The organism is Rhodococcus sp. NPDC079359, assembly GCF_040702585.1.
Classification (GTDB): domain Bacteria; phylum Actinomycetota; class Actinomycetes; order Mycobacteriales; family Mycobacteriaceae; genus Rhodococcoides.
The window spans coordinates 144,871-159,535 of sequence record NZ_JBFBLH010000009.1; the positions used below are offsets into that span (position 1 = coordinate 144,871).

Consider the following 14,665-nt stretch of genomic DNA (forward strand, 5'->3'; position numbering starts at 1 on the left):
CTGGTAGGCAGAGAAAATTACGGCCGCGCGGTTCATCGGAACACTCGCTGCTCCTACTCGCTCTCGATCGCCGCCGCTGTGTGCGCGACGTTGCCGATCGTCCTATGAAGAACTTCACCAGCGATGCGTGCGGAGACTCAGCACTAGTATTGCGTGTCGACGACCCCACTGTCGCAGCCTGGCCAAGAGTCCTGAAGTCACTGCGCCCAGCGCACTGAAAGTAGCCGCGCAATATTTGCTACCAGCCAACGTCGACAACGTCCTGGCCGGCAGCAGCGAGCCGGCAGGAATGTAAGGGTCGCCGCGCAGCGGTGTAGCGCGGCCCCGCCACTGGGTTCGTTTTACCGACCGCCGGGTTTGATGGAGGGCCTGCTCGGCGAACGCGGCGACGGAAGCTGTGTGATGGTCGAGCCAGATCAGAGACGACGTGACGGGAGGCGCGCCGCGCAGCGTGAGGTAGGCCAGGGCGGGGTGCCGGTAGAAGTCGGCCGGCGAGGATGGCGTGAGGCCGAACACTCCGCGTGCCGTGGCTCTGGTGGTGAACCAGTCTTCGACATCGGTCGTGGTTCTGTCACGGGCCAGGCCGGTCATGGGAATGGCCCCATAGGTCGTCCGGAGTTGGTTCCGCTGTTGGTGTTCAGGACGAGATGGTACGCAGCGAAATCGGTGAAAGTGACGGATGTCGTAACGGCGAGCGGATCCTCACTCGAGACAACGACCACTCGAGGCTCTACGTCGAGGACGGTGTGACGGTAGCCGGGTTGAACCGTCCATTCGCGCATCAGCGCAAGATCCCGCCGATGTATCCAGAGCCGACACCGGGGAATCGAACCGTACCAATTCCGCACTCGGTTAACCTGATTCACTTTCCCAGGCCAGTGCAGGAGTGCGGGCAGCCCACGAGTACGCGACGCAGAGGGTCGGCGGCTGGAACGGGCTGCTCATGGCACAGTCGAAATCGGCGACTAACCCGACGTGCGGTTGCCGTGAATCGACGTTCGGCTGCAGTCGAGGTCGCTCTCCAGCCCGCCCGATCAAACAGCTCGGCACCGACCTGCCGCAGTTCCCACCATGACCAGACCTCAGGTGTCGAGAGCGATCAGCAAACGACATACGGGTGACACAGGCCCCGAATCTTTGATCGGCGCATCGAGCTCGGAGGCATACTGATGCGAGGTGCCGTGGAAGCCGTAGCCGAAGGTGCCGCACGTGGCTGTGTTCACTACCGCGTCCGCCGGCCCGGTAGCGTCGCTCATGTGACACCGAGACTGGCAGCGCGGTGAGCGGTTACAGCTACCAGTGGTCACTGTTCGCCGATTGGTGCGCTGCGGCCGACGTCGCCGCCCTACCTGCGTCGCCGATCACCCTGGCGAAGTTCCTCGCCGAAAATCCTGCCAGCGATGCGGCACAGCTGCGCCGGGTTTCTGCGATCAACCGCGCTCACCTCGATGCCGGCCAGCCCGCTCCCGGACGAGTGACGTCGATTCGGATCGCACTGGACTCGGCACGTAGCGAGCGAACGATCCGGCGTGCCGCGCAGGACCAGATCATCGCGGCCGGACTCCCGACTTCCGGATCAACGGCCGCACTGTTCGGTCGCCGCGACGCCATCCTTCTCGTTCTCGCCGGAGCAGGCCTGTCCCACAAAGCCATTGCGGAACTCGACCGCACCGACATCACCACCGACGGCGAAACTGTGCGGATCGGCGGCCGCCACCGAATCCGCATCGCCCCCCACGACGCCATTAATGTCGAGCCGGCCACGATATGGCACCGGTGGCACACCGTCCTGCAGTTCTCTGAGCGCTACCCGTCGACGACGTTGCTGTCAGAACATCTACAACGCAACACTTTTCCCGACATGACGGGGTTGGCGCATCGCAGTGGTCCGGTCGCGGTGCCGATCGACCGGTGGGGCCACCTACCCTTGCCTGTCGCTGCGATGACCGCCACCGAGATCGGAGCGGTGATCGGCAGGCACCGCACCGGCGCTTCTCCACTGCACACCCCACGTCGCCCCATCATCAGACCCGCCGACGGTGGCACCGATCAGAGTCACCCGATCGCCGCGCCGGAGCCGGTATCTGCAGACCTCGACTCCAGGTACTACCACTCGGGTGTCGAGGCACGTCGCCGTGCCCACACGGCGTTGGCCGATGTACCGGACATGGTCGACGACGTCGAGGACCGCATCGAGCGCCTCCTCGAACGCACCCTGCAGCTCCTCGACTCATCCACCAGCGGCGACAGCACCTGATGCGGCGCGCTCACGATCCGGCACACCGACACCTAGGTCGTCGTCCAAACTCGTCGAGCACAGAGATCGGACACCACCTTCGCTGTCGCAACGTGGGTTGGCACCTGAATTCATGACGGCGACGTGTGGCCTGCAGGCCCAGCTCTGGCATCCCCGCACACTGTCAACATTTCTTGACGGTGCGGTAGACACTTCCCGCCCATCCGCCGACAGCGACACCGCAAAGGCGTCGCAGTACTTGCTTCCGCGCCGGGTGCGGCTTGTCGACGTAGTGCGCCTGGATTTGCGCCGAGCCGTTCGCCCTATCAGGTTGTATACGTAAATATAAGATTCAATCTAATACATCTGCATACGATCCGATAGTCTGGGTGCATGGAGTACGGACTGAATCCCTTCACACCTGGCTCTGGCACCCGCCCGCCCGAGCTCGTCGGACGTACCGCCGAGCTCGAACGGTTCGACCTGTTGATCGCGCGGGCCAAACAACGGCGCTACGACCGCGGATTGATGCTGCAGGGACTCCGAGGGGTAGGCAAGACCACGCTCCTGGCGACCATGGCGGACCAAGCTCGCCGCCACAACTGGGTGGTGGTCGAGGTCGAAGCCCAGACCAGCGTGGAAGGTGCCGAAGCCCTGAGACGGCGTATCGCCAAAGATATCTCTCGCGCTGTACGTCGTCGTCAGTTCGCCGGCCCGGTAGCGAACAAGATCCGGCAGCTGACCGAAGAGTTCTCGGTGTCCGCCACTGCGTTTGGGGTAGGCGTCGAACTTGCTCGCTCATCCGGTACCGAGAAGCCGACCCTGGGGGTCGAATTCGAGGACCTCGTCGAAGATCTCACCGAGGAACTCCGCAAGGACGGCACCGCGCTGGGGCTGTTCATCGACGAGATGCAAGAACTCGAGCCGGCGCTACTGCAAGTGATCCTGGCAACCCAGCACCGTGCAGCCCAGCGTGAATGGCCATTTTTCGTGTGTGGTGCAGGCCTGCCGAACCTCGCGCAAGCATTGGCCGACGCACGGTCGTACGCCGAGCGCCAGTTCGACTACAGGACCATCGGTCCGCTCGCCGACGATCAGGCCCGCGATGCGATCGTCACCCCCATCACCAGGTTGAACCAGGACATCGCCACTGAGGCAACGGACTACATCGTCGCGGCGAGCGATGGATACCCGTACTTCCTTCAGGTGTTCGGTCACGAGCTCTGGCAGGCAGCCCAGCAATCGCCGTTCACCCTGGCTGACGCTGAGGACGCTGTCGACACCGGCCACGCCTCGCTCGATTCCGGCTTCTACAGCTCGAGGTGGCTACGGGCCACCGAGGCAGAGAAGCGCTATCTGGTTGCCATCGCACGCAGCGGAACCGACACTCCGAGGACGGCCGCCCTCGCCGAGGCCCTCGGATCGAACCCGCAATCGATGGCACCGCACCGAGACTCCTGCATACGCAAAGGACTGATCTGGTCTCCCGCCCGCGGCCTAGTTGCTTTCACCGTCCCCGGGATGGCGGACTTCATCCGCCGTCAACCCAACGCACCAGTCATCTGAGCTCGACCCCGAACGTCGACTGGGTCGAAATCGAGCACGTCGACAGATCGTGCAGCACCGGCATCACACAGCGACGTCGGTGTACGAATCCAGGTCGGTCCGCGCTTGCAGCGTCCAGCCGCGCGGCGGCCGGGCGCGCGGCGGCCGGGCGAGAGCAAGCAATGCGAACAAGACCGGCGCGCCCGCGTCTGCCCCAGGTTGGTGGCCGGTACACAGTGCGTCAGAACGGGTCTGGTGGGCCGGTGTTCATCACCGCCAGGATGTAGTCGCGGTCGGGTGGGTCTGCGGGGTGATCGTCAGCAATTGCGAACACTGACCGATCCGGTTCCTTCGGGGTACGTGCCTCGTCGCGGGCTGCGAGCCATTCTCGCCAGACGATGCGTTCGGCGCGGTGGCGCACGATGCGGGCACGAACGGCCGACGTGAGGCCGTGGCGATTGCCGATGTCGTCGAGTTCGACGGACCCGACGCCGATGTGTGCGTTCTCGACCGTGAGGAGACCGGCGACGCGCAGATCCAACAGGGCCTCGTACCCGCTGGTGCGTCCGACCCCGATGGCTGTGAACAACTCGTCCGGGGTGAGGGGTTCTGCTGCGGCGACTACCGCGTCGTAGAGGATGCGGTGACGCCATCCGATGACACTCCATGCCGGGTGTACCGACTCCACCTCTGCTGGCCCTGCAGAGGTGTCGAGTGCCGCTGCTCGTCCCGCGTGTGTGGGCACCAGCGCATACCGGTCGGGGTTCTGGCCCACTCCGCGTTCGATGAGCAACAACGGCGACCCTTCCATGTCCCGCAACCGCTCCAGAACAGACCACACCGTCGATTCCGGGAGCATGCCCGCCGCAATGGACAGTGACCGCCCACCGACACCGACAGTAGGAACACCTTCCACTATCTCCCCTGAGACTGCCGCAGCCCACGCCAAGGCTTGAACGACTGCATGGGTAGTCCAGCGATCTCTCCGATGAACAAACTCCGAAGCGACCCAGGTTTGAGCGTGGGTAAGCCATGAACGAAGTACCGGATCGTAGGTACCCCCTGTGTGCTTTTGCTTGTGCCCGATATCCCGGACTGGGTCGGGGATAGTCGATGCGGCCCAGTCGAGGGCGCGGGCAGTGTCGCGGCGGATGGCGCGTTCGGGTTCGGCGTAGCGGGCGTACGCGGCGCGCACACCCGCCCAGCCGGGTTCGGTGACGCGGGTGAGGATGTCGGCGGTGCTGGCGCCGGTAAGGACGGCGTGGGTGATGACGGACTGGCGTGCTTCCGAGCGTGAGGGCCAGCGGCGGGTGTCGATGCGGCCGGTGCGGGCGAAGTCGAGGACGCAGCGCGGCGGCGGGGTGGAGCGGCAGAAACGCGGATGCAATCGTGCGTCATCGCGGGTGCCGAGGACGCGTTCAGCTGACGTCTCGGCGCGGATGTGGGCGTCGATCGGGCTGGTGATTGCTCGGCCCGTTCCTCCGAGCAGGGCTTCGAGGCGTTGGAGTGTGCCGGCATCGGATCCGATGGTCAGGATGTCGGACGCTGCGTCGGGGTCGAGGTCGACGAGGGTGCGGTAGCCACCTTCTTTGCACTGTGAGCCCGGCACGGTGATGCAGCCGGTGGCGTCGTTGGTCATCGGTGTGATGTCCAACGTGGGAAGTCGTGCTGCGAGAAGGCGCAGCAACGGCCGGATCTCCTCGGCGGTGACCGTTCTTCCCGGTGCCAGCGGTATCAGCACGTGTCGGCCGCCGCTGGTCGATTCGTCGACGACTGCGCGGCCACCGCATTCGGTCAACCAGGCCAATAGACGCTGGGTGTCGGCGACAACGGTCGCGTGGCCGTGATGTTTGGTGTCGAAGTCCAAGGCAACGACGCCGGCGCGCCCGCGTGAGAACAGCGGCACCGCAGATGGCAGTGCCGGCCTTTTGGCCGTCAACGGCCCCGCGGAGACGTATTTACGCGTCGTCGGGTCGTAGAGACGCATCGATCGGCGCGCAGCAATAGCCGGTGCGAATCGATGCCACAGCCGGTCCGCAGTCGCATCCGGATGGGCGACACGAGCATTCAATCTTGTACCTACTTCAGGGCACGATGTACCCTGAGACATGTCCGCCAAGACAGTCCCTTCGGGGAGAGCACCACAGAACGAGTTGCGAGCTAGTCACTCGCTTCTCTGACTTCAGAAGCCCTCGGCCCGCACGCCGGGGGTTTTTGTCATTTCAAGGTGCTGCGTAGATTTAGTTGGACATAAGACCCAAATGTCGATTCAGGTCGAGACGGCTACGCAGTCAAGGGCAGTACCCCCTGTTCATGCGCGCGATTCAATTCGCGCGCAAGATCTTCGCGGTCGCTCGCAATCGCGATCAGATCAGCGACGTATTGACTCAGAGATGTCGCGCCAGCCGAGCTTCGCTGCGCCTTGAGCGTGTCAATCAGCTCCGACGGCAGTCGGACAGTCAGCGACGTCCGGTCACCCTTACTGGGCATCGGCATGGCACGGCCTCCTTCGTCTACTTCCGCGGTCCCAACCGGTGTCCATCCTGAACCAGAATCATTTTCGAAGCATCGAGACACGCCGAGAAAGTCATCAGGAATTACACCTCTGTCATTCAAACGTCTTCATGCGTTGCCCGGTCCGCACTCGCAGCATGCGTCACATAATGGCCCTCGAACAGTGTCTGTCGACGTGGGGGACACTATCTGGCATGGAGATCGCCCAACCCATCTCGAAGACTCTGCCTCACCCGCGCTACCGACTGCCGTTTGCCGGCGACATCGTTGGCCTCGATACTGCCAAGCCTGTTCAAAAAGAGATGGCAATGGCCTCTGAGCTCGGGGGGATCTACGAACGCAAGATTTTTGGTCACCGACTCGTGGTGGTCTCGGAACCGGAGCTTGTCGCAGAAGTGAACGACGAGAAGTACTGGGCAAAATTTCTTGCCCTGCCACATCGAAAGCTACGCGCCATTGGCGAAGACGGTCTGTTCACTGCGTTCAACTCGGAGCCGAACTGGCATCGCGCGCATGCTGTGCTGGGGCCGGCGTTCAGCAAAGGGGCCATGCGCGGTTACCACGAGGCCATGCAGGAATCAGTCAACGAACTTCTGACCTCATGGGATAGCGGATCGGGTCCGGTAGACGCCTACGACGAGTGCTCCAAACTGACCTTCGACGTGATTGGGCGTTGCGCCCTGTCGCATGATTTCGGCTCGTTTCGCCAGCCCGTACCCTTTGCGGACGCCATCGCTCGCGTCCTTCACTATGTGAACAAGTCATCGAACGATGTGCCGATCATCCGCTCTGTCTTAGGACGGAGGGCGACGAGGCAGCACGATGAGGACCTCCAGTTCATACGCCACACTGTGGACTCCCTGATCGAACAGCGAATGGCCCAGCCTGATTCCAACAAAACTTCTCCGGACCTGCTCGAACATATGCTCAATACGTCAGACCCCGATACAGGCGAGAGACTGACACTGGAGAACATCCGCAATCAGATCATCACTTTTTTAATCGCGGGGAACGAGACAACAGCATCGACCATCGCCTTTGCGTTGCATTTCCTGAGCACCCGACCCGATGAGATGCAGCGGATACGGGCCGAAGTCGATGCCGTCGCTCCTGATGGCACGGACATCGAGTTCGAGAATGTGCCCAAGCTGCGCCGGACACGACATGTCGTCGACGAAACTCTCCGCCTGTGGCCCGCTGCACCCGGTTACTTCCGCAAGGCACGTGAGCGCGGAGCAACTTCGCTGGGCGGGTATGAGGTGCCCGAGGGATGGGTTTTTGTTCTCCTTCCACAGCTGCACCGCTCACCGGAGTGGGGGCCAGAGGCACACACCTTCGACCCCGACCGGTTCGCCACAGGGCAGGCCAGCGACACCAACGGCCGTATATACAAGCCCTGGGGTACTGGTCTGCGAGCGTGCATCGGCCGCCAATTCGCCTTACACGAGGCGGTGCTCGCGTTGGCGTCCATCGCTCGTCGGTACGAGATTCGGGCAGACCCTGATTACCAGCTCGACGTGCGAGAAGCCGTGACAATGAGGCCACACGGCGTCAGACTTTCTGTTTCGCGGCGGCCGTGACTGTACCGTCGTCGGTCTAGGTCGATCAGGAAGGGGAACCTGTGGACATCGTGAACAGCTGGCACCTGGTGGAAACCCTGGTACCAGGACAGATGACAGTCATCAGTACTGGGGGTAAGGTCCGAGATTGGACCAAAATCGATCGCTTGTCACCTGGGCCTGAGTTCGATCTGCATGGTTTTCTGGAACTCACACGCAGTTCTTGCGCCGAGCAAGATGTGCTCTTCAAAGGCCGTCGGCGTGAAGCTCGCATTCGCGCAGTACCCGTTCTGGGGCCGTCAGGGGAAACCCACGGCATACAGGTCTGGGTGGGGGACCCGGAGGTCGAACCCGATCCTGTGCGCATTGTTTCCGGAATAGCCTGGCTACTCGAACGCACCGTCATCGAGCAGACGGTCGAGGCTTCCGCGATGTCCGGCGTCTCTGCTGCTGATCACGTACCAGAACGAACCCCGGCTGAGTACAACGCCAAGGCCGTCAAATTCGATGGGTCCGAGGAGTTGTTCGCCCAGGCGCTGGTCCCTACACACGGTCAGAAGTGGGAGGGCCCGATGTCCGTTCTCCACGCAGATGGCCGAATCATGCGTTGGCACTGCTGGGGGAGGGGGAGAACTGACCCTCCCAACGTCGGCCTCAGGCTGCTATGGCACGACGTGACAGACACAACGGAACCCGACAAGCCGACATTGGCTGAGCTGGGAATGCCGAGCGGCCTAGAGAGCGGTGGAACACGCATCGCGGTATTCGACGGCCGAACCGGGATTTTGACGATGTGGTTACCGGAAGCTCCAACCTGGGTGAAATGGCGTGACCTCACAAGCGGCTGCGGCGTGTTGCACGACGACGACCGAGCGACACTTTCAGATGCCCTAGAAAAGTGGACTCACGATGCGTCACCTGTGTCAGCTGATGTACGCGTCCGTGCAATCGACGGCGGCGACGCGACCGGCTGGAAGTGGCAGCAAACCCGACTCGAACTACGGCCCTACCCTGGACAGCTTGGTGACCGGCTGGTCCTTGCGGTGCTCCCCGCGCTACACCCTTCCGAGCAGGTGCTTGAGGTTCCCACTACGTAACAGATCGTGATAGCTTCGCCCACGGCACCTTCCGCTCTCCCGAAGAGTTGAAGATTTCCTGTCGGCCGCATGGCCCTCAGACGCAGCCTTTGAGCACCACGTGGAACACATTTCACGTGGCTAACAAGCACGCGTCTTGGAGCCAGAATGTCGATCCAGGGTCAGGTCCCCAGTCAGGCCGGTTCGCCCCGTGGCCGCTTCCGCACACGCTCGTATGCCTCGCTGACCCGTTGCGCCGGGTACCCCAACGCTTCCGCTATCTGGCGGGCGGCCGGCGCGCTCAGCTTGCTCTGCCCGCGCTCGAGCGCCCCGATGTACTGGCTACTGACGCCGATTTCGCTCGCGAGCATCCCTTGGGTCAGCCCTCTGGATATTCGCAGATCACCGAGGTATTCCTCGTCCTCCGGCACTGAGACGAAATCGCTGATCTCGCTGCCGAATTCCTTAGCGCATCGAGCAAGAGTGTCTATGCGGGGATGGGACTGGCCTCGCTCCCACTGTGAGTACGTCGTCAAAGCCACTCCGAGAACGCGCGCAACCTCGGCACCACTCAGCTTGAGTTCAATTCGTCGTGCACGCAGCTTGTCAGGTGCGAAACCACGCAACCGACGCCTCACCGATGGAACCTCACGAGAGGACACGATGCCACTTGTCCCAATTCGGTAGCACATAAAGCATGTTTTGATGCTAGTGTATAGAAACAGTTGTTTAGACGATGCGATCAAGGTTCGCCCCTGGGCGTCGGCAGAGCGAGATTCGGCTTACAGACGCACACCGCATCAACCGCAGCGTCTGCGCATCACTGATACGCCAAAGAAAGCGAGAAGCCAACTGGCACAGAGTAACTCGAATTAGCAGACTCCAGATGCGCCGTGATTGGTCGTCCCGAAACGCATCCGGAGTCCCCTCCACCTACAGAACAAAGCCCCCAATATCGGGCCCAACTTGTATCCGCAGGGGCTCTCCCAGCCTATGCGGATCTAGCAAAACCGCAATCGGATCGGAGACACCTATGACATCCGTCGCGCAACCGCGAACGTTACATCCGGGCTCCACCTGCAATCCCGGCACCGCCCTCTGCCCCTCGGTCAACGACCGTGTTGCGGGCCTGGCCGTGTGTTCGCTCCCAGCCGTGCCCCACCACAGCCACCACAGGCTGATCTGTGAAGAGACCGGCGCGGTGATCGGTGAATGGACTGACGCCAATGCGACGTTCCTGGAACCACTCCCACGATCTCCGCTCTTCAGCCACGTGGCCTAGTACCCCCAATCTCGACTGACGCCTGAAAGGCGATCAGTCGCAAGGGTCTACGCGGCGAACTCACCGCACTGAGGCTCCCGTGTAGCCCCTCAGTTGGTGGACCGGCGTGAGGGTCGCGTGGTGACGCTTCGACCTCATCGTGTGCCGAACTGCGCGACCCCGCCGGGACATCGACCACATTCCCGCATATCAACTGACAGAAAGGAATACGACCGATGCCTTGGATCTTCTCGCAGCTCTGGTTCTGGCTCGGCCTGCTGGGCTGAGTGCTCGTGGATGCCGGCGCGCAACGGACGCGCGCCGGCATCCACTCCCAAGGCATCACCCATCGTCCGCGCTGAGGGATCACCCGAAGGCTGACCCTCGTTTTCGGTCGTTTCCCAGCGCGGGCGGTGGTGGTTCCACCATCAACCACTCCTGTCATGTCCGCCCAATACCGCTGCATCGCAGCGACTTACGAAAGGCACCACCACACATGTCTCCCCAGCAAGGAATTGGCGGACGTCACCGCCGCCGCAGAGAACGAGCACTCGTTCTCACTGCCGTGCCCGTCGCCGTCGCACTGGCATGGGGCACCGCCACCGCACACGCGGCACCGCAGGACTTCGTGACCGCACCCGACACCGCCCAGTCCGGAACCACCGACACCACCCCCGTCGCGCCGCCGCCGGCCCCGGCCCAGGAACGCCAGTTCCTTCCCGGCTACCAGGCCTCACCCCAGGTGCAGCAGTCCCAGTGGCGTAGCTACGACGACTACCGGTCCGGCAGCCAGCAGTCCTCGTACCAGAACACCTACTACGAGCCTTCCCCCACGACGCAGCCCACACCCACCGAGGCACCTCCCGCCCTGCAAGCGGCCCCGCCGCCCCCGCCGCCGGTTCCGACCGTGCAGCGCAAGGTCATCGCACCGATCGACGCACCCGACGGCTACGTCCTCGTCGGCGGCGAGCTCGTGCCCTACGACCCGAACCTGCTCGACCCGAACCTGGTGGAACAGTTCAACAACACCGGAGCCGCAATCCAGGCAGACGGCGGAAACTGGCTCGTGGACAACGGATTCGCCGATGCATCCCGCGCCGACCGCATCGCCGCGGGCACCATCACCGGCGTCGTTGCCGGCGGCGCAGTCGGCCTCGCAGCATCCGTGGCCCCGGCCGCAGTCATCACCGGCACCGCAGCTGCCATCGGCGGTGGACTCGGCGTCGCCGCCACGACCGGCACCGGTGTAGTCGTCTGGGGCGGACCGGTCGGCTGGGTCTTCATCCCCGGCGCAGCCGCACTGGCAGGCGCAGGAGTCGGTGCGGCCCTCTCGGCTCCGATCGTGCTGGGCCTGACCGGCACGGGCGCGGTCATCGGCGGCGTCCTCGGAGCCACCGTCCTCGGCGGCGAGCAGCAGATCATCGAAGAGCCCGCACCGCTCCCGGCACCTGACAGCGTCCCGGCACCACCGGCTGCAGCTCCGCTGGCGCTGGACGCACCCAGCGTCCAGAACGCCATCGACGCCACCGTCGACCAGATCCAGGGCAGCCTCGACCTGGCCCCGGCCGACGTCGACCAGGCCGCCGCCGCTGTTCAGGGATGGACCGAACCCGCCTACCCGCAGGTTCAGCAGTTCACCTCCACCGTGCTCGAGCAGCCCGAAGTGGCGGACACCGTCGCTGCAGTCAACACCGCCGCCGCACCCGTTCTCGACCAGGCCAAAGCGGCACTGGCAGGTCTGAACCTCGCGATCTGACCTCCTGGGTGCAGCCCGACCACCCCCGGTGGCCGGGCTGTATCCGAAGGTTCGACCCCGTTCCTCAACCCGACCCTCGGAAAGGCCTGCTGTGGCACCTCGAGATCGCACCACCGACGACGGCATCGACGATTGGTTCTCTGAGCCCGTCGTCGCCGAGACCGACACCGCTGCAGCAGCTTCCGAGCATCCGACCGAACGCAGACTGACCGTCCTGACCGAGCATCAGGCCGATGAGGTCGATCCGGACGACGACTGGTTCGTCGGCCCTGCCGACGACATCGACATGGACCGGCCGGACCCAGGCCACGCAGCCCTGCCGTCGGACGAATACAGCTCGTTCGACGCACGGACATCTCTTCTTCGCGCTGGAGGCCCCTACGCCGCACCCGCACCGGCCCCACAGTCGTGGTGGCGACGCCATCGCTCCACGGTCGCCGTCACGACCGCACTGGCGGTCCTGGTCGGGGGAGGAGTGGGGGCAATGGCGGTGCTCACTGGATTCGGTGAGGAACCGCAACCACCGGCCGCACTGCTTCCCGATGAGATCGTCACCACCACAACGGCTCCGACTTCCGCAGCTCCGGCTGCCGCCGGTGCCGCCGCAGCCGATGTCACCTGGTGCCGAGGCCAAGCCGACGGTGACCCGGTCACCGAAGACAGTGACGACCCCGGCGCGGTGGCGATCTGGCGGTTCGAGAGGGCCTTCTACTTCGACCGCGACGGCGTCGCCGCCCGCGCCGCAGGTGCACCCGATGCCGTGATGGCCTCCGCACAGCGCCTGCAAGCGGGGATCGACCAGCTCGAGGCCGATATCGAGTTCTGTGTCCTGGCCGACCCGATCGACGCCGGGATCTACGACGTCACCGTCGTCGAGCGCGGCCCCGGCATCGACGGCCGCACGAGCCGCCAACGGATCACCACCACCAAGGCGCAGGACAGCACGACGCTCATCTCCGCCATCGTCTCGCGCTGACCCACATGACCAGGCACATCCGCTGGACCCCATCGAAGAAGAGAGAAGCCGTGCACACACCCATCGACCAGGTTCGTCGCCTGACCCCACGCCTGCTCGCCGCTACCGCCGCAGTGACCGTCGTGGTCTCCGCGAGCGGCGTCGCGGCCGCGCAGCCCTCCGCCACACCCACCCCGTCCGGCTCGACGACCACGAGCCGATCCAGCACCGACGGCAACTGCCCGGCACTGCATCTCGTCGTCGTCCCCGGCACCACCGAGATCGACGAGAACTCCTCACCCGACGCAGATTCCGGCTTCTTCTCCCGCCTGACCGTCCCCGCGATGCGTGATGCGAACTCCGGCGACGGGCCCGCTCTCGAACGCAGCTACGTCCCGTACCCGGCGAGTTTCGGCGGCAAGCCAGGCGATCGCAGCGCCGTCCCGTACGCCCAGTCGGTCGACATCGGCGTCGAGAACACCACCAAGATGATCTCCGACATCGCCGACCGCTGCCCCGGCACCAAGGTCTTCCTCTCCGGCTACTCCCAGGGCGGCGAGGTCGCCTCCCAGGTCACCCGCGAAATCGGGGCAGGAACCGGACCCGTCGACGCCGACCACTTCGCCGGCGCAGCACTGTTCTCCGACCCCACCCGCGCCGAAGGCGAGGACGTCATCGCCAGCGGGGGATCGACCCCCGCTCCGGCACCGGGCACCGACGGCGCAGCCGTGGACACCGTCCAACTCGCCCCGGCCGTCGCCGTAGCCGCCCCCGCAGGTGGCGGTATCGCACCGACACCGAAAATTGCCGGATTCGGAGCCGTCTCCGACCGGGTCGCCTCGTACTGCACCGCAGGCGATCTCGCGTGCGACACCCCTACCGATGCCCCGGCCGCGAAACTCGTAGCGTCCATCGCCGGGCAGTCCTCGATGGACACCCGAGACCCCGTCCGGATTCTCACCGACGTCTCCACCGCCGTCGGACGCACCGCACTGATGACCGGTGCGTCGGTGATCAACGACAACATCGACTTCGACTCCAAGGCAGGACGATTCGAGGTCAACTCCTCGTCGGAGACGGTGCTGTCGAAGATGGCCAAGTACTCCGATCCCTCCGCCACCTCGACCGACGAGATGATCGACGAAGCGGTCGGTGCGGTCACCAAGATCGCCGGCATGGCCATCGGCGCGGCGATCACCGTCGCCAAGGACGTCATCACCCCTGAGACGATCGGCCAGCTCGCCACCGTCGGCCTGACCAACCCACCCGCAGCCCTCGGCATACTCGCCACCAAGGTCCTCTCGTCCGCGGTCAAGCTCGTGCCCCCGGCGACGATCGATTCGGCCGTCGACGTCGCGTTCAAGGAAGTGTCGAACACCATCGACGAGAACGCCGGCCTCGCGCAGCTCGTCACCGACACCTCGTACTGGAACACCGCCACCAAACACGGCTCCTACGACAGTGTTCCGGTCGGATCCAAAGGTGAGACCCCCGTCGAGCTGACCGTCCGGTGGATCGTCGCACTCGCCGCCGACCTGACCGGCGATCAGAGCCTCGCCGACAAGGTCGGGGCAGTGATCAAACAAGGCGCGTCACTGTTCGCCACCACCGACACCGTCCGCAGCGCCGGGAGCATTCTCGCCGCCCACGCCACCGCCGGGGCCACCGGCACCGCCACACCGAGCTCGGCGGCCACCACCACCTCGGACGTTCCCGCCGCAGCACCTACGACCGTCTCGCCGACCACCACTCGGTGACCGAGA

Annotated in this window: 13 protein-coding genes; 7 read left to right on the forward strand and 6 right to left on the reverse strand. The window is 64.4% G+C overall.

All coding sequences use genetic code 11. From position 1 onward, the window contains the following. Window positions 1-114: 114 nt before the first annotated feature. The 3 genes from AB0362_RS20530 to AB0362_RS20540 all read right to left on the reverse strand — a co-directional run bounded on the left by AB0362_RS20530 (window position 115) and on the right by AB0362_RS20540 (window position 1,256). Window positions 115-591, reverse strand: coding sequence for a hypothetical protein (locus AB0362_RS20530; protein ID WP_366236092.1), 477 nt, complete (start codon window positions 589-591; stop codon window positions 115-117). Next, window positions 588-866 (reverse strand): LysR substrate-binding domain-containing protein, encoded by a 279-nt coding sequence (locus AB0362_RS20535; RefSeq protein ID WP_366236093.1) that lies wholly within the window; start codon window positions 864-866, stop codon window positions 588-590. The genes AB0362_RS20530 and AB0362_RS20535 overlap by 4 nt, the downstream gene beginning before the upstream one ends. A gap of 216 nt (window positions 867-1,082) precedes the next feature. Continuing rightward, on the reverse strand, window positions 1,083-1,256 hold the full coding sequence (locus AB0362_RS20540) for a hypothetical protein (protein WP_366236094.1): 174 nt from the start codon (window positions 1,254-1,256) through the stop codon (window positions 1,083-1,085). A 23-nt stretch (window positions 1,257-1,279) separates the two neighbouring features. Between AB0362_RS20540 and AB0362_RS20545 the strand changes: the two genes are divergently transcribed. Continuing rightward, window positions 1,280-2,257 (forward strand): hypothetical protein, encoded by a 978-nt coding sequence (locus AB0362_RS20545; protein ID WP_366236095.1) that lies wholly within the window; start codon window positions 1,280-1,282, stop codon window positions 2,255-2,257. Between the two features lie 372 nt (window positions 2,258-2,629). Continuing rightward, window positions 2,630-3,802, forward strand: a complete 1,173-nt coding sequence (locus AB0362_RS20550) for an ATP-binding protein (protein ID WP_366236096.1) — start codon at window positions 2,630-2,632, stop codon at window positions 3,800-3,802. 220 nt (window positions 3,803-4,022) lie between these two features. Here AB0362_RS20550 and AB0362_RS20555 read toward each other — a convergent pair whose 3' ends face one another. Together AB0362_RS20555 and AB0362_RS20560 are read right to left on the reverse strand one after the other, a co-directional pair. Next, window positions 4,023-5,852 carry a hypothetical protein gene (locus AB0362_RS20555; RefSeq protein ID WP_366236097.1) on the reverse strand — a complete coding sequence of 610 codons (1,830 nt, stop codon included), beginning with the start codon at window positions 5,850-5,852 and terminating at the stop codon, window positions 4,023-4,025. 212 nt (window positions 5,853-6,064) lie between these two features. After that, window positions 6,065-6,277: a hypothetical protein gene (locus AB0362_RS20560; protein ID WP_032370879.1), complete on the reverse strand. Its 213-nt coding sequence runs from the start codon at window positions 6,275-6,277 to the stop codon at window positions 6,065-6,067. Window positions 6,278-6,489: 212 nt separating this feature from the next. Between AB0362_RS20560 and AB0362_RS20565 the strand changes: the two genes are divergently transcribed. Both AB0362_RS20565 and AB0362_RS20570 read left to right on the forward strand, forming a co-directional pair. Then, window positions 6,490-7,875 carry a cytochrome P450 gene (locus AB0362_RS20565; RefSeq protein WP_366236098.1) on the forward strand — a complete coding sequence of 462 codons (1,386 nt, stop codon included), beginning with the start codon at window positions 6,490-6,492 and terminating at the stop codon, window positions 7,873-7,875. A gap of 41 nt (window positions 7,876-7,916) precedes the next feature. Beyond that, on the forward strand, window positions 7,917-8,951 hold the full coding sequence (locus AB0362_RS20570) for a GAF domain-containing protein (RefSeq protein ID WP_366236099.1): 1,035 nt from the start codon (window positions 7,917-7,919) through the stop codon (window positions 8,949-8,951). A gap of 173 nt (window positions 8,952-9,124) precedes the next feature. On the opposite strand, the gene AB0362_RS20575 is transcribed toward AB0362_RS20570, so the two are convergent. Continuing rightward, window positions 9,125-9,622, reverse strand: a complete 498-nt coding sequence (locus tag AB0362_RS20575; RefSeq protein WP_094685989.1) for a helix-turn-helix transcriptional regulator — start codon at window positions 9,620-9,622, stop codon at window positions 9,125-9,127. A 1,065-nt stretch (window positions 9,623-10,687) separates the two neighbouring features. On the opposite strand from AB0362_RS20575, the gene AB0362_RS20580 reads away from it, so the two are divergent. The 3 genes from AB0362_RS20580 to AB0362_RS20590 all read left to right on the forward strand — a co-directional run bounded on the left by AB0362_RS20580 (window position 10,688) and on the right by AB0362_RS20590 (window position 14,659). After that, window positions 10,688-11,947 (forward strand): hypothetical protein, encoded by a 1,260-nt coding sequence (locus AB0362_RS20580; RefSeq protein ID WP_366236100.1) that lies wholly within the window; start codon window positions 10,688-10,690, stop codon window positions 11,945-11,947. 91 nt (window positions 11,948-12,038) lie between these two features. Beyond that, window positions 12,039-12,923: a hypothetical protein gene (locus tag AB0362_RS20585; protein ID WP_366236101.1), complete on the forward strand. Its 885-nt coding sequence runs from the start codon at window positions 12,039-12,041 to the stop codon at window positions 12,921-12,923. A 5-nt stretch (window positions 12,924-12,928) separates the two neighbouring features. Then, entirely contained in the window at window positions 12,929-14,659 is a 1,731-nt protein-coding gene (locus AB0362_RS20590; RefSeq protein ID WP_366236102.1) for a cutinase family protein, read from the forward strand. The last annotated feature ends 6 nt before the right edge of the window (window positions 14,660-14,665 follow it).

Excerpts from the sequence above, each read along its gene's own strand:
- AB0362_RS20560 (WP_032370879.1), bottom strand. The coding sequence starts at position 6,277 with ATGCCGATGCCCAGTAAGGGTGACCGGACGTCGCTGACTGTCCGACTG.
- AB0362_RS20590 (WP_366236102.1), top strand. The coding sequence starts at position 12,929 with ATGACCAGGCACATCCGCTGGACCCCATCGAAGAAGAGAGAAGCCGTG.
- AB0362_RS20565 (WP_366236098.1), top strand. The coding sequence starts at position 6,490 with ATGGAGATCGCCCAACCCATCTCGAAGACTCTGCCTCACCCGCGCTAC.
- AB0362_RS20530 (WP_366236092.1), bottom strand. The coding sequence starts at position 591 with ATGACCGGCCTGGCCCGTGACAGAACCACGACCGATGTCGAAGACTGG.
- AB0362_RS20550 (WP_366236096.1), top strand. The coding sequence starts at position 2,630 with ATGGAGTACGGACTGAATCCCTTCACACCTGGCTCTGGCACCCGCCCG.
- AB0362_RS20580 (WP_366236100.1), top strand. The coding sequence starts at position 10,688 with ATGTCTCCCCAGCAAGGAATTGGCGGACGTCACCGCCGCCGCAGAGAA.
- AB0362_RS20540 (WP_366236094.1), bottom strand. The coding sequence starts at position 1,256 with ATGAGCGACGCTACCGGGCCGGCGGACGCGGTAGTGAACACAGCCACG.
- AB0362_RS20575 (WP_094685989.1), bottom strand. The coding sequence starts at position 9,622 with ATGTGCTACCGAATTGGGACAAGTGGCATCGTGTCCTCTCGTGAGGTT.